Genomic DNA, 15,625 nt, shown 5'->3' with positions numbered 1-15,625 from the left:
CGGCGGGCGCGCCTCCGCGCCTGCTGTGTTCGTTTACAGGCCTTCGGCGGGCCCGCCAGAGGCCGAGCGCCGCCGGCTCCTGGCGGGGAGGTTCTCCGGTCCGCCCGGGGTCTCCGCGCCGTCGAGGAGGCCCTCACGGCGCCAGCGGCAGACGACGCAGTCGGGGCCGAGGCGGCAGGCCTCCGGCGGGATCACCTCGCGGCTGGAGCGCCGGAGGCGGAGGATGGCCGTCGGCACGGTCTCGCGGAGACGCGGCTCTGCCTGGGGGTGGGGTGTGTGCATGGCGTCAGCCCCTCGGCTGTCGCGGTGCGGGCGCGTGCCCGCGTGTGGAAGAGGCCGCGCGCTCGCGTGGCCGCGCCGGGTCGTCCGGCCGTACTCCTGGCTACCCCCCTACCTCGAAACGGGCAGGGCGTCAGGCGCAGGGAGTACAGGGTGGGCCTCCGGATGTCACGACTCCACAACGGGTCCGGCGCAGTGGCGCGAATGATTCGCTGCGGGCATCCCCGCCTCGCCGGAGCAGGCCCCCAAACGCGAATGGATGGCCGGGGGAGCCGCCCACGTGCTAGGGCGAATGGTGCATCCGCCCGGGCTCAGAATGCGAACCATTCGCGCTCCCGGCTCCGCAGAGGCCGTTCGGCGAAGCCGGCGTCAGCAGCGCGCGTGGCGCAGCACCGCCGCCGGTGGCTGGTCATCGCCGCGCTCGGGGCGGTGTCCTCGCGACCGCGGCGGCAAAGCGTCCGGTTTCAAGCGCGCCTTCGCGTGGGCGCAGAGTGGGCGCAGCGTGGGCTTGCGGCCGGTCGCGGCGCTCGCGGTCCCCGCGAACGGGTCTCGCGGCCTACGCGCGAGCCGTACTACCCCTCCGTCTCTCCCACTGGCCTTCTCGCGCTGGTCTCCCGTGCGTCTGAGGAGTAAGACGCGACGCCGCTACCCGAGCCACGGGGCAACGACGGGCGCGGGAGCCGTCAGAAGCCGCGGCGTCACCGCCCCGCAACCTCCGGCGACCGGGCGCTCACCCGGCACCGCACCTCCGCCCCGGCGACGTACTCCGGGAACGAGTAGCTCAGCGTCCGCTCCTCCCCGGCCTGGAGGTAGAGCCGCTCCCGCCGCGTCACGGTGTACGGCGCCTTGCTCTGCTCCATCTCGACCTCGACGACGCCCCACCCCTCGACGCCGCTGTTCCGGATCCGGACCTCGGAGAGGACCGTCCGGTCGGCCGCGATCGCCCCGACGGCGGACTTGAGCAGCCCGCCGACGCTGAGGTCGTCTATCGCGCCTGGGGTCTCGTGCTCGCACGTCTGGCTCGCGACGGCGAAGGCGGGCTGGGGGCCCAAGCCCCGCGCCTCCTGGAACGCCGCGAGCGCCTTGGGGCCGCCGAAGAAGAGCGCGCTCCCCACGACGACGCCGAACGTCACGAGCGAGAGGAGGCCGCCGCCGCTCCTCCTCGGAGGGGGAGGCTCGCGGTGGTAGTGCACGTGGACGGGCCGCTGGAACGTGCCGTCGGCGTACGCCTCGGCAACGGTGCGGCGCGGGTCAGGGGAGGTCGGCGTTCCGTTCATACACGGCTAATCGTCTGCTGAGCCAGAACCTTAAACCGCTCGCTTTCCCGTGGCCGATTTGTACGTCCGCCTCCGCGCTCGCGCCTCCTCAGCCTACGGTGACGTGCTGGATCCGAAGCCAGGGGCCCCGCGGTCGCGATCTGAGGCCCACTGACACGGCGGGTGACACAGCCCGCGCCGGATCGTACCGGCCCCTTCACCACCCCGTCATGGAAGCCCCTCAGGCGTACCGCCCACCGGACCGCGGCCTCCCCAACCACCGTCTCCGCGTCGTCTCTTCCGTCTCCGCCGCCGAGGTGCTGCCTCTGGCGGCGATCCCCGTCGCGAGCTGCAGCGTCTCCGCCGGCTTCCCCTCCCCCGCCGACGACTACGTCGAGGGCTCGCTCGACCTCCACGAGCTGCTCGGCGTGACGGCGCCGCACTGCTACTTCATGCGCGTCGAGGGCGTGAGCATGACCGAGGCGGGGATCTACGACGGCGACGTCGTCCTCGTCAACCGCGCCGTCGAGCCGCACACGGGCTGCGTCGTCGTGGCGTGCCTGGACGGGGAGATGGTGCTGAAGCGGCTCATCAAGGACAAGCGCGGCGTCCGCCTTATGGCCGAGCACAAGGGGTACGCGCCCATCGAGGTGGGCGAGGAGCAGGAGCTCGTGGTCTGGGGCGTGGTGACGTTCTCGATCCACGACCTCCGGGTGCGGGGCGCGTACGCGAAGCTGGAGCGAGCGACGGCGGCATGACCGATGTCACCGAGACCCGCGCCGCGCCCACCATGGTGCGGGCCTCTGGCGCGAGACCACGCCGTCTCATCGCGCTCGTGGACTGCTCGGCGTTCTACTGCTCGTGCGAGCGCGTCTTCGACCCGTCGCTGGGCGGCGTGCCCGTGGCCGTGCTCTCGAACAACGACGGGTGCATCATCGCGCGCTCGCAGGAGGTCAAGGACCTCGGCGTCCCGATGGGCGCGCCGTTCTTCAAGCACAAGGCCGAGCTGGCGGACGCGGGCGTCCGGGTGTTCTCATCCAACTACACCTAGTATGTCTCGCCGAGAGGCATCAGAGCACCCCGGAGGCATCCGGGGCGGCGGGCGGGGTCACCTGCATTACACGAGCGGCCACGTAGGCAACTACCGGAGCCCGGCGTACAGATCAGCCCCCGCCCGCTACCGTCGTCGTCTCACCCGGACAGCATCTCACGGCCACGGCGCGCCGGGCCTCGCTCCACGCGAGCGTCGGTGTCCCTGGAGCCTGCATTCACTAGCATGGACACCACGATGACACCGCACCTACCGGAGACCGGGGCCTCCGAGACCACCTGCTTCCTCGGCATCGATGTCGGCAAGGAGCAGCTCGACTTGGCCCTCCTCACGCCCGACGGGCGCACGCACGCCAAGACGGCGCGCAACGACGACGCCGGCCACGCTGCGCTCCTGCGTTGGCTGGGTCGCTTCACCGACACGCTGAGCGGCGTCCACGCCTGCCTGGAGGCCTCGGGAGGCTACGAGGACGCCGCCGCGGTCGCGCTTCATGAGGCCGGCCTCGCCGTCTCGGTCGTCAATCCACGTCGAACGGCGGCTTACGCGGATGTCCAGTTGCGTCGGAGCAAGACCGACCGCGGCGACGCGGCGCTGCTGGCTCGGTTCTGCGAGCGCGAGCGCCCTGCACTCTGGACGCCACCTTCGGACGAAGCGCGAGTGCTCCGCCAGCTCACGCGCGGGCTCGATGCCATCAAGCGCGACCGAGACCGGACGCGGGCACGTCGGCGCCGGATGCCTGAGGGACGCCCGCGCGACGCGATGGACGCGGTCCTGGTGACGTACAAGGAGCAGATCAAAGCCATCGAAGCGGCGATCGAAGCGCACCTGGCTGAGCACCCCGAGCTCGCGCGGCAGCGGGACCTGCTGGTGACCATCCCCGGCGTGGCTGCGCAGACGGCCGCGATCGTGATCGCGGAGCTCGGCGACGCCTCGGCCTTCAAGAGCGCGCGGAGCGTGGCCGCCTACGCGGGGCTCGTTCCTCGCCACTACCAGTCGGGCACGTCGGTCCGGCGTCACCCGCGGCTCTCGAAGGTGGGCAACGCGCGGTTGAGGCGAGCGATGTACTTCCCGGCGATCTCGGCGATGCGTCACAACGACGCCGTGCGGGCGCTCGCCGAGCGGATGCAGGCGAAGGGCAAGTCGAAGATGTCCGTCGTGGGCGCGTCGATGCGGAAGCTGGTCCAGATTTGCTACGGCGTGCTGGTGAGCGAGCGGCCCTTTGACGCCTCATTGCACCCGGCCCCTTGACTTCTATCAACACAGCATCTGTACGGCGACATGAGCCGCCGCGTGATGGAGTGCCTGGAGAGCTTCACGCCCGACGTAGAGGTGTACAGCATTGACGAGGCGTTCCTGAGCGTGCCGACGCCCGAGGGCTCGCCCGGGGCCGTCTGCGCCGAGATGGAGCGGCGGGCGCGGGAGATCCGAGCGCGCGTGCTGCGCTGGACCGGCATCCCCGTCCGCGTCTCGTTCGCCGAGACGAAGACGCTCGCCAAGGCGGCGTCGGAATGGGCGAAGGTGAAGCTGAAGGCGGGCGGTGAGCCGTGCGTGTGCTTGTGGGGCCACCCGGGACGGGACGCGTGGCTCGACTCGATGCCGGTCGGGGACGTGTGGGGCGTGGGGCGGCGCTGGGCCGCGAAGCTGGAGGGGCTCGGCGCGCCGACGGCGGCGGGGCTCGCGGCGCTGCCGGACGGCCTCGTGCGCCAGCGGTTCAGCGTCGTCCTGCTGCGGACGGCGATGGAGCTCCGCGGGGTGTCCTGCATCCCGCTCGACGAGGCGCCTGTAGCCCGCCAGACGCTCGTCAAGAGCCGCTCGTTCGGTACGCCGGTCTCGGACCTCGGCGCGCTCTCGCAGGCCGTGGCGACGCACGCAGCGCGCGCGGCCGAGAAGCTGAGGCGCGAGGGCCTCGTCGCCGGCCGGGTCTCGGCGTTCGTCTCGACGAAGCGTTACGGCGCCGGGCCGCACCGCTCGTGCGGGGCGGACATGGAACTCGCGGAGGCGAGCGCGGACACGCGGGCGCTCGTCGCCGCGGCGCGGCGTTGCTTGGAGCGAGCGCACGTCGCGCGCGACGCCAGCGGCGCGCCGTACCGGTACCGGAAGGCGGGCGTCATGCTCTCGGAGATCCGGCCGGCGGGGACGGTGCAGCGGGGGCTGTTCCCGATCCACGAGGCCCGGACGGGCGCGGACCGCCAGAGGCAGCGGGCGCTCATGGAGGCGCTCGACGCGGCGAACGCGAGGTTCGGGAAGCGCGCCATCGTCGTGGCTTCTCAGGGCGCGCCAGAGGCGCTCAGACGGGCGCGTGAGGCGTCGGGCGCGCCGTCGTGGGAGATGCGGCGCCAGAGGATGAGCCCGCGGTACACGTCGAGGTGGGACGAGATCGTGGTCGTTCGCGCATGAGCCATCGGTACCGTCAGAGAGGTCTCGCGACCCTCCGGGTTGCCTCAACTCAAAGACCGGCCCCGTCGCCGGCCGGGTCCGTACCTGTCGGGAGCCCTCGGTCGAGGCCCAGGGCTCCGGCGAGCAGACGATCGACGAGGTCGTCCAACAGGATCAGTTCGACCGGCCTTTCGCTGTCGTAGGCCAACTCCGCGAGGGCGCGCGCCACGTCGGCCCTCAGGTATACCGGGGCGCCGTCTCCGCGGCCGTCCCGCCACAGCTCGGCCCGTTGCCGGTTCTTGACGCGTTCGAACTCGAGCGTCGGGCTTGGTAGCTCAACCCACCACGGCGGCGGCCCGCCAGAGGGCGGCACGGCCTCGGGATCGTCGTCGTATAGATGCTCAGGGGGACTCGGAGGTCTGGACATCGACGGGGGGCGGTGTGATCGGCTAAGGCGAGTTTGTGTCGGGCAGCTCGTCGAGCGCCTCAACGAGCCGTTTCAGCTCGGCGAGATCGTTGGCGTCGAGGAGGTCCACGGTGCCGGCCGACCGGATCGACAGGTCTTGTCGGTACCTCGCGAGCCGCCGGAGCATCGGGATGGCCTTCAGCTTCACGTCCCGGGCGTGGGCATCGAGGTCGTCGGCCCGGTACGGGATGGCGTAGCCTTGAGACGAGCCGCTGATCACGACGCCTTCGTCTCGGAGCGGGCCGATCACGTTGGCGCCAAGCCAGCGCGGCGAGAGGTTGACGCCTTGGAGCCCGAGCTCCGCGATCTGGCGGGTCAACTCGTCGGCGTGGACGAACGAGGAAGCCTCGTCGAACTGGGCGGCGAAGAACAGCCGGTCTAGGCTGACGACCCGGGCGACGGTGACGGGGTCGGCGCTGTCCCGGTTGGCGTCGAGGTACCGGGCGGCGGCGTTCAACGCGAGGTCGCGCACGGCCTGGTCCCGGGCTGCCTGCTCGCCCGCACGACGCGGGGGCTCGACAGGCGGGAAGACCGTAGGCCACGCCATGTACGTGTGCAGCCGGGGACGCAAGAGGCCCAGCAAGGCCCGGTCCTCATCCGTCCGGTCCCGTTGGGCGCGGAGCACCGTCCCCGCTACGAAGTCGGCGACTTGGATCAGCGGCTCGGTCGCGCTGTCGCCGAACGCGAAATCAGACCCGCCTGCGAACAGGCCCAGCCTGGCCCGGACGTAGCGGTCGAACTCGGCCTGGTAGTTGGCCCGTCCGTACTCGTCGGCGACCACGCGGACGTTGTCGTGGCTGCCGTAAAGCCTGCGCAAGAGCTGCCGAGCGGTGTACTTCAGGAAGGACCGTTTCCACTTGGCGAGAGGCCCGTCGTCGAGCAGCGCGCTCTTGTCCACGGAGATGGCCGCGAAGGAGACGTCGAGTCCCACCAGGGCTTCGATCACGGCCCTCCGCCGCTCCGCATCGCGCCGGCGGGACCGCTTCCCCGCCTTCATCTCACCGTCGCCGTAGTGCTCTCGGCGGATGGCGTCGGCCTGCTCGCGCACAACGTCGAGCTTGCCGTCGGCCACGATGACGGCCGCCAGCACGTAGTACGTGCTGCGGCCGGATTCGCCTGCTGGGAAGTGCGGGTCGCCGGACTCGTCGAGGAAGCAGTGGATGGGTTCAGACATGCGTGGCTCTTATGCGGCGTACCGGCCCTCTTCGTCGCGGTGGAGGTGCCCGAGCGCGTCGAGCGCGTCCAGCACGTCGGCGACGTCGTCGGCTCTGGCACGGGAGAACGACTTCGCGACCTCCTTGGGGGCCGCCGGGCGGTCCAAGCGCTCGACCGCTCGGCGGACGGCGGCGATCCGCTCGCGTGTGGATCGGGGCCACGGCTCCTTCTTGGCGCTGGCCTTCTTCGGCTTCGACGCGACCTCGATGTCGAGGCCCGCCTGGTCTCCGGCGTCGGGGTTCTGGTGTGACGGGCGGAGGTACCGGACCCGGCCCAGCGCCTCCTCTTCGGCCCGCTCGGCGTTGAGCGCGACGAGCCGCTCGATGACCTCGGCGTCTTCCAAGTCGTTGGGCCACCCGTACGCCTCGGCGACGGCCGCGTCGAGCTCGGCGTGCAGTTCGCGGAGTACGCCGACGGCGCCGGCCTCGTAGACCGCCCGCTCCTTCTTGGTCAACTCGCGCTCATCACTCAGGGCTTCGAGGACGTTGTACACGTCGGTGAGCGTGAGCGACGGGTGGGCCTCGCGGCGCGCCTCGCGCTGGCGGTAGACAGCCTCGCCGGCCTCGCGGATGCGCTGCGTTTGCGCTTTGTCCGCTGCTGGGAACGGAAACGGCTGGAACGTGCGCGTTGGGTTGTATCGAGGCCGGTCCTCAAGACGCCCGCCTGCGCGGAGCGCCCACACAACGTGGTAGCGGCTCGACAGCACGCCGAGAGCGTACGCGTCGTCGAGGCAGACGAGGATCAGCCCGCCGTCCGGGAGGATGTCGGCATCGAGGAACGTGAACAGGCGGTGCTTGCTCGTCTCGACCGTGGCGATGTAGCGGCTGATGCCAGCGACCGCTTGACGAAACGCTGGTAGGCTCTCGCCGTGAAGCCACCAGTTCTCTCGCCGGCTCGGCCGGCCGTTCTGGTCCCGAAACGGCTTCACGTAGGTCAACACGTGTTGATACGCGTCGGGGAACCGCTCGCGGGCGGCCTCCGCCGTCATCCCGAAGAAGTCGATCACGCGGAGGTCGCGGTTCGTCTTCGTCACGTCGTTCCCGCTGCGGTATCGGGGGAGGACCGCCTCAGCGCCCTCGACGGCGCCCAACCCGAGGTCGCGGGCCTTCCCCTGCGTCACCGTGAACCCCGGCACGTTGCCGCGAGGCTGTACGAGCTTGACGCCCATAAAGGAGAGGTCCCGGTTGGCCTCCAGCGGCGCCGCTCCGGCCACGTCGGCCCCGATGGCGAGGTCGGACCACACCGCCCCCACCCTCTCGGCCAGCTCGACGCTCTGGCCCAACTCGTCGGTCCTCTCCTCGCGCACGACCGTCGCCAGCCGCCCGTCGACCTCCCCGGCCACGCCGACCGTCATCGCGATCCGCACGGCGGCGCCCTCGGGGTCGTACGTCCACGGGTGGTCCCGGACCGCGAACGCGAGCGAGAGCGGGGGCTTGGCGCCGAGATGGTTCGCGATCACGGCCCGGTTGTGCTTCTGGTGGGCCGAGTTCGTCGTGATGAGCCCGAACCGTTCAGACGAGCCCTCTCGGACGGCCTCCGCCGCCTTGTGCCACCAGTACATCACGAGGTCGGCAGAGCCCGGCACCTCGTCTTTGTAAGCGGACCGCAGCGCTTCGGTGTAGCCGTCGCCGAGAGTCCCCCGCATCTTCTGGCTGCCCACGAACGGCGGGTTGCCGACGAGGAACTCGGCCTCGGGCCACGCGGCCGGCTTGGGATCGACGTAGCGGTACGCCGGCACGCGCGCCGACGGGTCCGGGACCAGTTCGGTCGGGTCGGCCGGGTTCGGCTTCATCGTCCGGCCGTCCCACCGCGTCGCGCGGTTGCCCTGCTCGTCGTAGGCCGGCTCGCGGTCGGCCGCGTCGAGGACGGCGTCGCGGTGCTCGATGGTCCGGTAGTCGCGGAGGATCGGGGCGTCGAGCCGGTCGGCGTTCCCGAACGTCCGGTAGTGCCACTGGAGGTACCCGATATAGAGCACGACACGGGCGATGGAGGCGGCCCGCGCGTTGAACTCAATCCCCAGGAGTTGCCCCGGGCTCACGGTCAAGCCCCCGGTCATGTCGAGCGTTTGCTGGCCGGGGTACTGCGCGATGGCGTCCAGCACCTCGCCCTCAAGCCGCTTGAGGTGCTCCAGCGTGACGTAGAGGAAGTTGGCCGTGCCGCAGGCGGGGTCGAGGACGCGGACCGAGCACAGGCGCCGGTGGAAGGCCACCAGTTCGTCGCGCGCGGCCGCTTCGTTCCCGGCGTCCTCTTCGAGCTGCGCCGCCGCCTGCGCGGCTTCCCACTCCTCCCGGAGCGGCTCGACGACCGTCGGCACGACCAGCCGCTCGACGTACGCGCGCGGCGTGTAGTGGGCGCCGAGGCGGTGCCGCTCGATGGGGTTCAAGGCCTGCTCGATGAGCGTCCCGAAGATGGAGGGCTCGACGTCCGTCCATACCGCGTCCGCCGCCTCGATGAGCAGGTCGAGCTGGGGCGACGTGAGCTCCGGCGCCGACGGGTCGTCGAAGAGCGGGCCGTTGAAGTGCCGGACCTCGTCGCCGATGCCCCCGTCGAAGCCGCCGGTCTTCATCGTCTGCCACAGCGACCGGATCGCCTTCGAGGCCGTCTCGGGCCGGTCGCGGTATCGGCGCAGCAGGTCAGAGAACGAGGCCTCGGGCAGGAGCTTGACGTCCTCGGCGAACATGGTGAACAGCGACCGGAGGAGGAAGTCGGCCACGGCGTCGGACTCGTTGCCCGCGTCCTCCAGCGACTTCGCCAGCTTCGCCAGCTTCTTCGCGAGGTCGCGCGTCGCGGCGACCGACCGGCGCTGCGGGTCGAGCGCCAGGGGCTCCATCCAGACTCGGCGGAGCGTCTCCCTCACCTCCTCGTCCTCGAGATCCTCCAGCATGATCCGGTACGACTGCTGGTTGGGGAACGAGACGTAGGCCTTGCCCTGCCCCGAGAAGTCGGCGTAGAGGTCGAAGCAGTACCCCACGTCCACCACCATGAGGAACGGCGGCCACCCGTCCGCCTCGGGGAGTGCGCGGGCGTAGCGGCGGGCCTGGCCCTTCGCCTTCTGCATCGCGGTCTCCCAGCCGCGCGTGCCGCGCCGGGCGGTCCCGCGGCGCCGCTTAGGCGCGTCCATCCCCAGCTTCTCCGCCTCGGTCGCCTCGGGGGCGTCGGAGCCCTGCTTGGCCTCGGCCACGAAGCACGCCCGGCGATAGAGGTCGATGTAGTTGGTGGCTCCGGACTCGGTGGTCACCACGCGGTCGATGACGTACCCGTCGGCCTCGGGGGTGTCGGTGGCGGGGTCGGGACGCGGCACGCCGAGGACGTCGGCGAGCTCAGAGAAGAACAGCGCGTAGTTGCTCCGCTCGGAGGCGCCAGAGGCGCGCCACTTCGCGATGAAGTCGGTCGGGTTCAAAGGAGTGCTTGGTAGTCAGTAGAATCGAGGGAGTTGAGCGTGAGCGTCCCCTGCCGCTCGGAGACCGTACCGGCCGCCTGCATGTCGGTGAGGACGTCGTCGACAGCCGCCCGCATCTGGGCGCTCGTCTGACCGAACCCGAACAGCCGGCACACCTCGGGAGCCAAGTCCTCGGCGGCGATGCCGAACGAGGTGGTGATGATCTGGGACACGGCCGCGCGCACCTCGGCGGGGGCGATCACGTCGAAGCTCCGCGACGCGGTCGGGAGCGCACTCCGATCCCGGACGGGGACATCTGCCGGTTGCTGGCCGGGCATGCAGAGGAACTCCCCGACCCTCTCGACGCGACCATCCGCGGCGGCCCGCCTCGCGGCCTGCTCGACCGCCTTGCGGATCCGGCTCCCCATCCGGCCAACGCCGCTAGCTTCCATGATCCGCCGGGCGACCTCGTCTTGGTGGACGGGGCTCTCGACGGCCACCACGTCCGCCACGTCTTTAGCGAGGACGTACGCGGGCACCTCGTGTAGCGGCCCGGCGTGGCGGTTCGCCCTGCCCTTGACGTACGGCTGGGTCGGCGACGGCGCCTCCGGCTCGGGGACCTCGTCTGCCCTCGTGAGCTGGAGCGTCGGCGCTTTCGGTGTGGGATCTGGCAAGGCTGAGCCGGCCTTCGCCCGTTCGATGGCCGCGACCGCCCGCCGCAGTTCGTCCTCGGGCGAGCGGAACCAGTCGGTGCTCCAAATCCGGTGGATCCTCCAGCCCAGACCTTCTAGGACGGACTGCCGGATGCGGTCCCGGTCGCGCGCGGTCAGCGCGCTGTGGTACGTGGCCCCGTCGCACTCGATGCCGATCACGTACCGGCCCGGCGCGTCGGGGTCGACGACCGCCAGGTCGATCCGGAACGACCCGACGCCGACCTGCGGCTCGATCCGGTACCCGAGGCCACGAAGCGCCCGTGCGACCGCCTCCTCGAACGGTGAGTCCATGGCCCGGCCCGTCGGCTCGGCCATCTCGAGCTGGCCCGTCGCTGCGAACTGGAGGTACCGCTTGAACGCCGCCACACCCCGCGACTCGGTCCGGTTCAGGTCGATGTCGTCGGCCCGGAGGTTGGTGAACACCTCGCACCGGCGGCGCGCGCGGGAGATGAGCACGTTGAGCCTCCTCTCCCCTCCCTCGCGGTTGAGCGGGCCGAAGTTCATCGCGATGGCGCCGTTCTGATCCCGGCCGTACCCGACGCTGATGAAGACGGTGTCCCGCTCGTCGCCCTGGACGTTCTCCAAGTTCTTGACGTCGAACCGCTCCAAGCGCTCGGAGTCGTTCACGAAAGCGTTCAGCGCGGGGTCCTGGGCGCTCAGGATCTCGACTTGGTCGCGTATCTCCTTCTGCTGCGCTTGGCTGAACGTCGCCACCATGAGCGACAGCTCCGGCGTCGAAGCGGCGTGGGCGGCGACGGCGCGAGCCACAGCGCGGGCCTCGTCCCTGTTCGTCCGGCGCCCGCCTTTGTCGTAGCGCGCGTTCGGGAGGTAGTGATAAGACAACCCGAGCTCAGCGCCCGAGGCGTCGGGGCTCGGGAAGGTGACCAGGCGGTTCTCGTAGAACTCCTTGTTGGAGACGGCGATGAGCGACTCGTGGCGGCTCCGGTAATGCCAGCGGAGCATCCGCTCCGGCGCCTGCTTCGACTTGAACAGTTCCAGCACGCTCTCGACGTCCGCTGTGTCCGAGGCGTCGTCGGCGTCGCCGTCGCCGACGACGGTGTCGAAGAAGCTCGTCGGCGGGAGTTGCTTGCTGTCGCCGACCACCACGGCCTGCTTCCCCCGTAGGAGCGCACCGAACGCGTCCACGGGCTTCACTTGGCTGGCTTCGTCGAACACGACGAGGTCGAACTCGACGGTCCCCGGGGGGATGTAGGCCGCGATCGACATCGGGCTCATCATGAACACCGGCTTGATGGCCTGGATCGCGCGGCCCGCCTCGGTCATGAGCTTGCGAATCGGCATGTGGCGCCGCTTCTTCGAGAACTCCCGCTGGAGCACACCGAGCTGCCCGGCTGCTCCACCCGCGTGCCCGTGGCGCGGCAGGTTCTCCCAATGGCCCAACGCGAGGCGTGCGCGGTTGTGGAGCAGAGAGACCTGATCCCTGTCGATGAAGCGCCGCGCGGCCTCCGTATGCAGCGCGCCGTTGAACCCGGCGAGCGCGGGCCGCGTCGCGTACGCCTCGTCGAGGATCGTGCTGAACCAGACCTGCTCAAAGGCGGGAACCAAGTGGGTCCCCGCGTCCGGCCACTCGGAGGCGACTCCCACGAACAACGCCAGGTCGTCGTCGAGGAACTCGTTCGCGAGGTGGCCGAACGTCACGAGGTCTTGGAACCGCTCGACGTTGTCGGCCCAGCCGTCGGCGAGGTCTTCCAACGCGTCGAACGGTTGCCCATTGATCGTCGCGCCCTCGCCAAAGCGTCTCTCCGGGACGAACTTTATCATGCCCGCGGCCGCTCCGAACGCCTTCGCGAAACGCGACAGCGCGGCCTCGGCCTCGTCGACGAGAGGTTCGAGTCCGGCGAGGTCGGGGCCTCCCGAGAGGAACGCGATGAGGCCACGCGGGACCCGCCCCGACTCCACGTCCCCATGCAGCGCGCCCATCCACTCCGCCACCCTTCCCAGGACCGCCCAATCGGACTCAGCCCCCTGCCATTGGAGGCCGAACAACCCGGCACCGAGAGACCCGTACGCGTCGACCTCCTTTCTCAGCCGCTGGGACTTGAGCACCGCGTCGACCATGGCGAGCCGCTCGTTCGCCGCTTTCGGGAGCGGTCCCATCGCGAGGCCGGCGAGCGTGGCCTTTGCCCTACGCCAGTCTCCGACGAAGACGCGGTACCACTTCTCGCCGTGTGCTGCCAAGTGCTGTCGGGTCTCCAGCAGGTCGGCTCCCCACGCCTCCGGGATGAGATCAGACTCGTACTCGGACCGGACGTCTGCGTACGCGGCCCCGACGCCGATCAACGACCGGACATCGGCGCGGCGGGCGTGCCACTCCGCCGCGTCGACGCGCACTCCACGGAGGTCGGGAGCCGAGAGGGCGCGGCGCGCGGCCCGGACAAGGACCCCGACATCGTCCGGGGTGCCGGCGACCAAGCCCAACGTTCCTGCGAGCCGCTTCGCGACGACGCTCAGCGCATCCGTTGCCTCCCCCGCTACGCGCGCCGCGTCGACGATCCGCGCATGATCTGACGGCAAGACAGCAGCGCTGGCGCTCCCCCAGAACGGGTGGTCCATCGGGCGGCCCATCGTAGCGAGGAGCGCCTGCATCGCCTCCATACGCGCGAGCCGGCGTTCGAAGTCCGCTCGGCTCCACGCCAGCATGGAGGGGTCGGTCGTGGGCGGAGGGCTGAACCGCTCCCACCTCTCGGCGAGTTCGAGCAGGCACCCGTACGCGACGAACGGGGAGACGCCGGTCTCGCCTACCGCGCCGTTGACGGCGTCGGCATACGCGTTCAACTGGTCGCGAGCGTCGACGAGAACGGCGAAGTCGGTCCCCAACACGTCGGCGCGGGGCTCGCCAAGCCTCAGCGTACCCTGAAGGTCAGCGAGGAGGTCCTTCTTGTTCGTCTTGTGGCTGTGCAGCTCAAGGCAGGCACCTCCGAGTTCGACGCCGTCGAGCCGGCGTTTGACAACGTCGAGCGCGGCCATCTTCTCGGCTACGAACAGCACGGTCTTCCCTTGACCAACCGCCTCGGCGATCACGTTCGTGATCGTCTGGCTCTTCCCCGTACCCGGAGGGCCCTGGATGACCAGATGATTCCCCTGCTGTACGTCGAGGAGAGCGAGCGTCTGGGAGCTGTCGGCGTCGACGACTTGGTGCACGTCGTCCGGGTGGACGTGCGTGTCCAGACGCTCGTCGTCGGCGAAACGCCCGGTCGGAGCTGAGAACCCGTCGCTCAGGAGGGCGCCCACCACCTCGTGTTCGGCGGGATCCGCGTCGGCGGGCCACACCCCGGTATCGAGGTCGTTGTACATAAGGAGCTTCCCGAACTGGAAGAACCCGAGGTGGACCGCGTCCGCCTGGACCCGCCACCGCGGCATCCCCGATACAGCATCGGCCACCTGTGCAAAGTAGGAGTCGACGTCTAGATCCTCCTCGGGATCGGGCAGCGGAATCGTGATGCCGAAGTCTCCCTTGAGCTTCGCTTGCAGGGTGAGGTTACCTCCGACGTCCTCGCCGCTGTGCTTCACCCGGAACCGGGCCCGCACATCCGTCCTCGTGAGTTCGACCGGTACGAGCAGCAACGGGGCACAGCGCGTCTTACTCGCCGACTCGGACTCATACCACTCCAGCATCCCGAGCGCCAAGTAGAGCACGCTGACCCCCTGCTCCTCCATGATCGTCCGGGCCGTGTAGAAAGACGCCAGGAGCCTGCTCTGGAGCTTCGCGGGCGAGTAAGGGGTCTGCAGCTTGGTGTCGGTGTGGCGCGCAGCGGTGCCACCTTCGTCGTTGTCGGCGGCTAAGCGGCCGATGAGCTCCGAGAGGTCGCCAGCGTACTCCCCATCTTCCATCTCGGCCGTCCCCCTGAAGAGGCCCAGCGATTCCGACTCAGAACTGGACACGTCGGGCGCGGGCAGGAAAGACATCGCCCTCCCCTCCAAGACGAGGGTCCGGTGCACCTGGGCCGGTATCTCGTCGTGCACGTCTAGTCCCCTGGCCTTCGTGGTGCGGTGGTTGAGGAGGGGATTTCGAAGTCCGAAGTCCAGAAGCTCGCGCCGAGCCGCGTCTAGCTCCCGGCGTATCGTATCGGCACGGCTCATAAACCTGTATATCTAAAGGTCGGTGTTGACGACGCCGAATCTAACCGTCACCTGGGCAGACGCCTCACCCAATCGCTGTCCCCTGTCCGCGACGGTGTCGACTCATTGGGCATCGAGGGCAGCGCGGAGGCGTGCACCATAGACGTCGTCAGCTACGGAGCAGTACCTCATCGTCGTCGCGATGTCGGCGTGGCCCGCAAACCGCTGAACGATCGGCACGGGGACGCCGCGTTCGAGGAGCCACGTGATGCAGGAGTGGCGGAGGACGTGGGGCGTGAGGTTCGGGACCCCCGCGGCTACCGCGAACCGCTTCACCGCCTTCGAGCACGTCCCCGCGTGCACCGCTGCGCCCTGGCCGGCCGTGAGCACGAGCGGTCCGCCGTCGCGGCGATCCCGCAGGCCGCGTAAGACCGAGGAGGCCCGATCCGAAAGCGGCACCCTCCTCTCCGCGCCGGACTTCGACGTGAACGCGTCCGTGCACGCCACCGTGAGGACCCCGGCGTCGAGATCGACGTGCTCCCACCGGAGGTGGATCAGCTCGTTGCGCCGGAGCGCGGTCTCGGCGCCGAGCCGGATGAACGGCGCGGCCCAAGCCGACGACCGCATCCCGCCGTCGATGCAGTGCGCCTCCGCGTGCGCCGCTACGGCCTCGACCTCGTGCGGCCGGAGCGCCTTGGGGAAGGCCCTCGGCACCCGCTCCAAGCGGACACCCTCAGACGCGTCGACTGCAGTAACTCCTTGCTCCATCCAATAACGGAACATGGCTCGCAGGTGGCGCACGTAGTTCGC

General features: G+C 70.1%; 11 protein-coding genes. 4 read left to right on the top strand and 7 right to left on the bottom strand.

Annotated elements, in window-relative coordinates:
• Window positions 1–33 precede the first annotated feature (33 nt).
• Both BSZ36_RS05020 and BSZ36_RS05015 read right to left on the bottom strand, forming a co-directional pair.
• Entirely contained in the window at window positions 34–282 is a 249-nt protein-coding gene (locus tag BSZ36_RS05020; protein ID WP_094546611.1) for a hypothetical protein, read from the bottom strand.
• 695 nt (window positions 283–977) lie between these two features.
• Window positions 978–1,556: a hypothetical protein gene (locus BSZ36_RS05015; RefSeq protein ID WP_094546609.1), complete on the bottom strand. Its 579-nt coding sequence runs from the start codon at window positions 1,554–1,556 to the stop codon at window positions 978–980.
• A 209-nt stretch (window positions 1,557–1,765) separates the two neighbouring features.
• Between BSZ36_RS05015 and BSZ36_RS05010 the strand changes: the two genes are divergently transcribed.
• From BSZ36_RS05010 to BSZ36_RS04995, 4 genes are all read left to right on the top strand, one after another.
• Complete coding sequence (locus tag BSZ36_RS05010; RefSeq protein WP_094546607.1) at window positions 1,766–2,293, top strand: LexA family protein; 528 nt, start codon at window positions 1,766–1,768, stop codon at window positions 2,291–2,293.
• Window positions 2,290–2,586: a Y-family DNA polymerase gene (locus tag BSZ36_RS05005; protein ID WP_281253134.1), complete on the top strand. Its 297-nt coding sequence runs from the start codon at window positions 2,290–2,292 to the stop codon at window positions 2,584–2,586. Before BSZ36_RS05010 ends, BSZ36_RS05005 begins: the two co-directional genes overlap by 4 nt.
• 237 nt (window positions 2,587–2,823) lie before the next feature.
• Window positions 2,824–3,834, top strand: a complete 1,011-nt coding sequence (locus tag BSZ36_RS05000) for an IS110 family RNA-guided transposase (protein ID WP_094551175.1) — start codon at window positions 2,824–2,826, stop codon at window positions 3,832–3,834.
• An 18-nt stretch (window positions 3,835–3,852) separates the two neighbouring features.
• Window positions 3,853–4,983: a DinB/UmuC family translesion DNA polymerase gene (locus BSZ36_RS04995; RefSeq protein WP_281253166.1), complete on the top strand. Its 1,131-nt coding sequence runs from the start codon at window positions 3,853–3,855 to the stop codon at window positions 4,981–4,983.
• Window positions 4,984–5,032: 49 nt separating this feature from the next.
• On the opposite strand, the gene BSZ36_RS04990 is transcribed toward BSZ36_RS04995, so the two are convergent.
• The 5 genes from BSZ36_RS04990 to BSZ36_RS04970 all read right to left on the bottom strand — a co-directional run.
• A complete protein-coding gene (locus BSZ36_RS04990; RefSeq protein WP_143536764.1) occupies window positions 5,033–5,389 on the bottom strand; it encodes a hypothetical protein in 357 nt (118 codons plus the stop codon).
• Window positions 5,390–5,411: 22 nt separating this feature from the next.
• Window positions 5,412–6,602, bottom strand: coding sequence for a DUF3800 domain-containing protein (locus BSZ36_RS04985; protein ID WP_094546600.1), 1,191 nt, complete (start codon window positions 6,600–6,602; stop codon window positions 5,412–5,414).
• A gap of 9 nt (window positions 6,603–6,611) precedes the next feature.
• Complete coding sequence (locus BSZ36_RS04980; RefSeq protein ID WP_094546598.1) at window positions 6,612–10,043, bottom strand: class I SAM-dependent DNA methyltransferase; 3,432 nt, start codon at window positions 10,041–10,043, stop codon at window positions 6,612–6,614.
• Window positions 10,040–14,836: a DUF3320 domain-containing protein gene (locus tag BSZ36_RS04975; protein WP_094546596.1), complete on the bottom strand. Its 4,797-nt coding sequence runs from the start codon at window positions 14,834–14,836 to the stop codon at window positions 10,040–10,042. The genes BSZ36_RS04980 and BSZ36_RS04975 overlap by 4 nt, the downstream gene beginning before the upstream one ends.
• A 102-nt stretch (window positions 14,837–14,938) precedes the next feature.
• The coding region (locus tag BSZ36_RS04970) for a tyrosine-type recombinase/integrase (RefSeq protein ID WP_094546594.1) at window positions 14,939–15,625 on the bottom strand (687 nt) is incomplete at its 5' end.

The organism is Rubricoccus marinus (assembly GCF_002257665.1).
Lineage (GTDB): Bacteria > Bacteroidota > Rhodothermia > Rhodothermales > Rubricoccaceae > Rubricoccus > Rubricoccus marinus.
Note: the sequence above shows the minus strand (reverse complement) of the source record. Positions and strands in the feature narration are given on the sequence as shown.

Excerpts from the sequence above, each read along its gene's own strand:
- BSZ36_RS05020 (WP_094546611.1), bottom strand. The coding sequence starts at position 282 with ATGCACACACCCCACCCCCAGGCAGAGCCGCGTCTCCGCGAGACCGTG.
- BSZ36_RS05015 (WP_094546609.1), bottom strand. The coding sequence starts at position 1,556 with ATGAACGGAACGCCGACCTCCCCTGACCCGCGCCGCACCGTTGCCGAG.
- BSZ36_RS05010 (WP_094546607.1), top strand. The coding sequence starts at position 1,766 with ATGGAAGCCCCTCAGGCGTACCGCCCACCGGACCGCGGCCTCCCCAAC.
- BSZ36_RS05005 (WP_281253134.1), top strand. The coding sequence starts at position 2,290 with ATGACCGATGTCACCGAGACCCGCGCCGCGCCCACCATGGTGCGGGCC.
- BSZ36_RS05000 (WP_094551175.1), top strand. The coding sequence starts at position 2,824 with ATGACACCGCACCTACCGGAGACCGGGGCCTCCGAGACCACCTGCTTC.
- BSZ36_RS04990 (WP_143536764.1), bottom strand. The coding sequence starts at position 5,389 with ATGTCCAGACCTCCGAGTCCCCCTGAGCATCTATACGACGACGATCCC.
- BSZ36_RS04985 (WP_094546600.1), bottom strand. The coding sequence starts at position 6,602 with ATGTCTGAACCCATCCACTGCTTCCTCGACGAGTCCGGCGACCCGCAC.
- BSZ36_RS04975 (WP_094546596.1), bottom strand. The coding sequence starts at position 14,836 with ATGAGCCGTGCCGATACGATACGCCGGGAGCTAGACGCGGCTCGGCGC.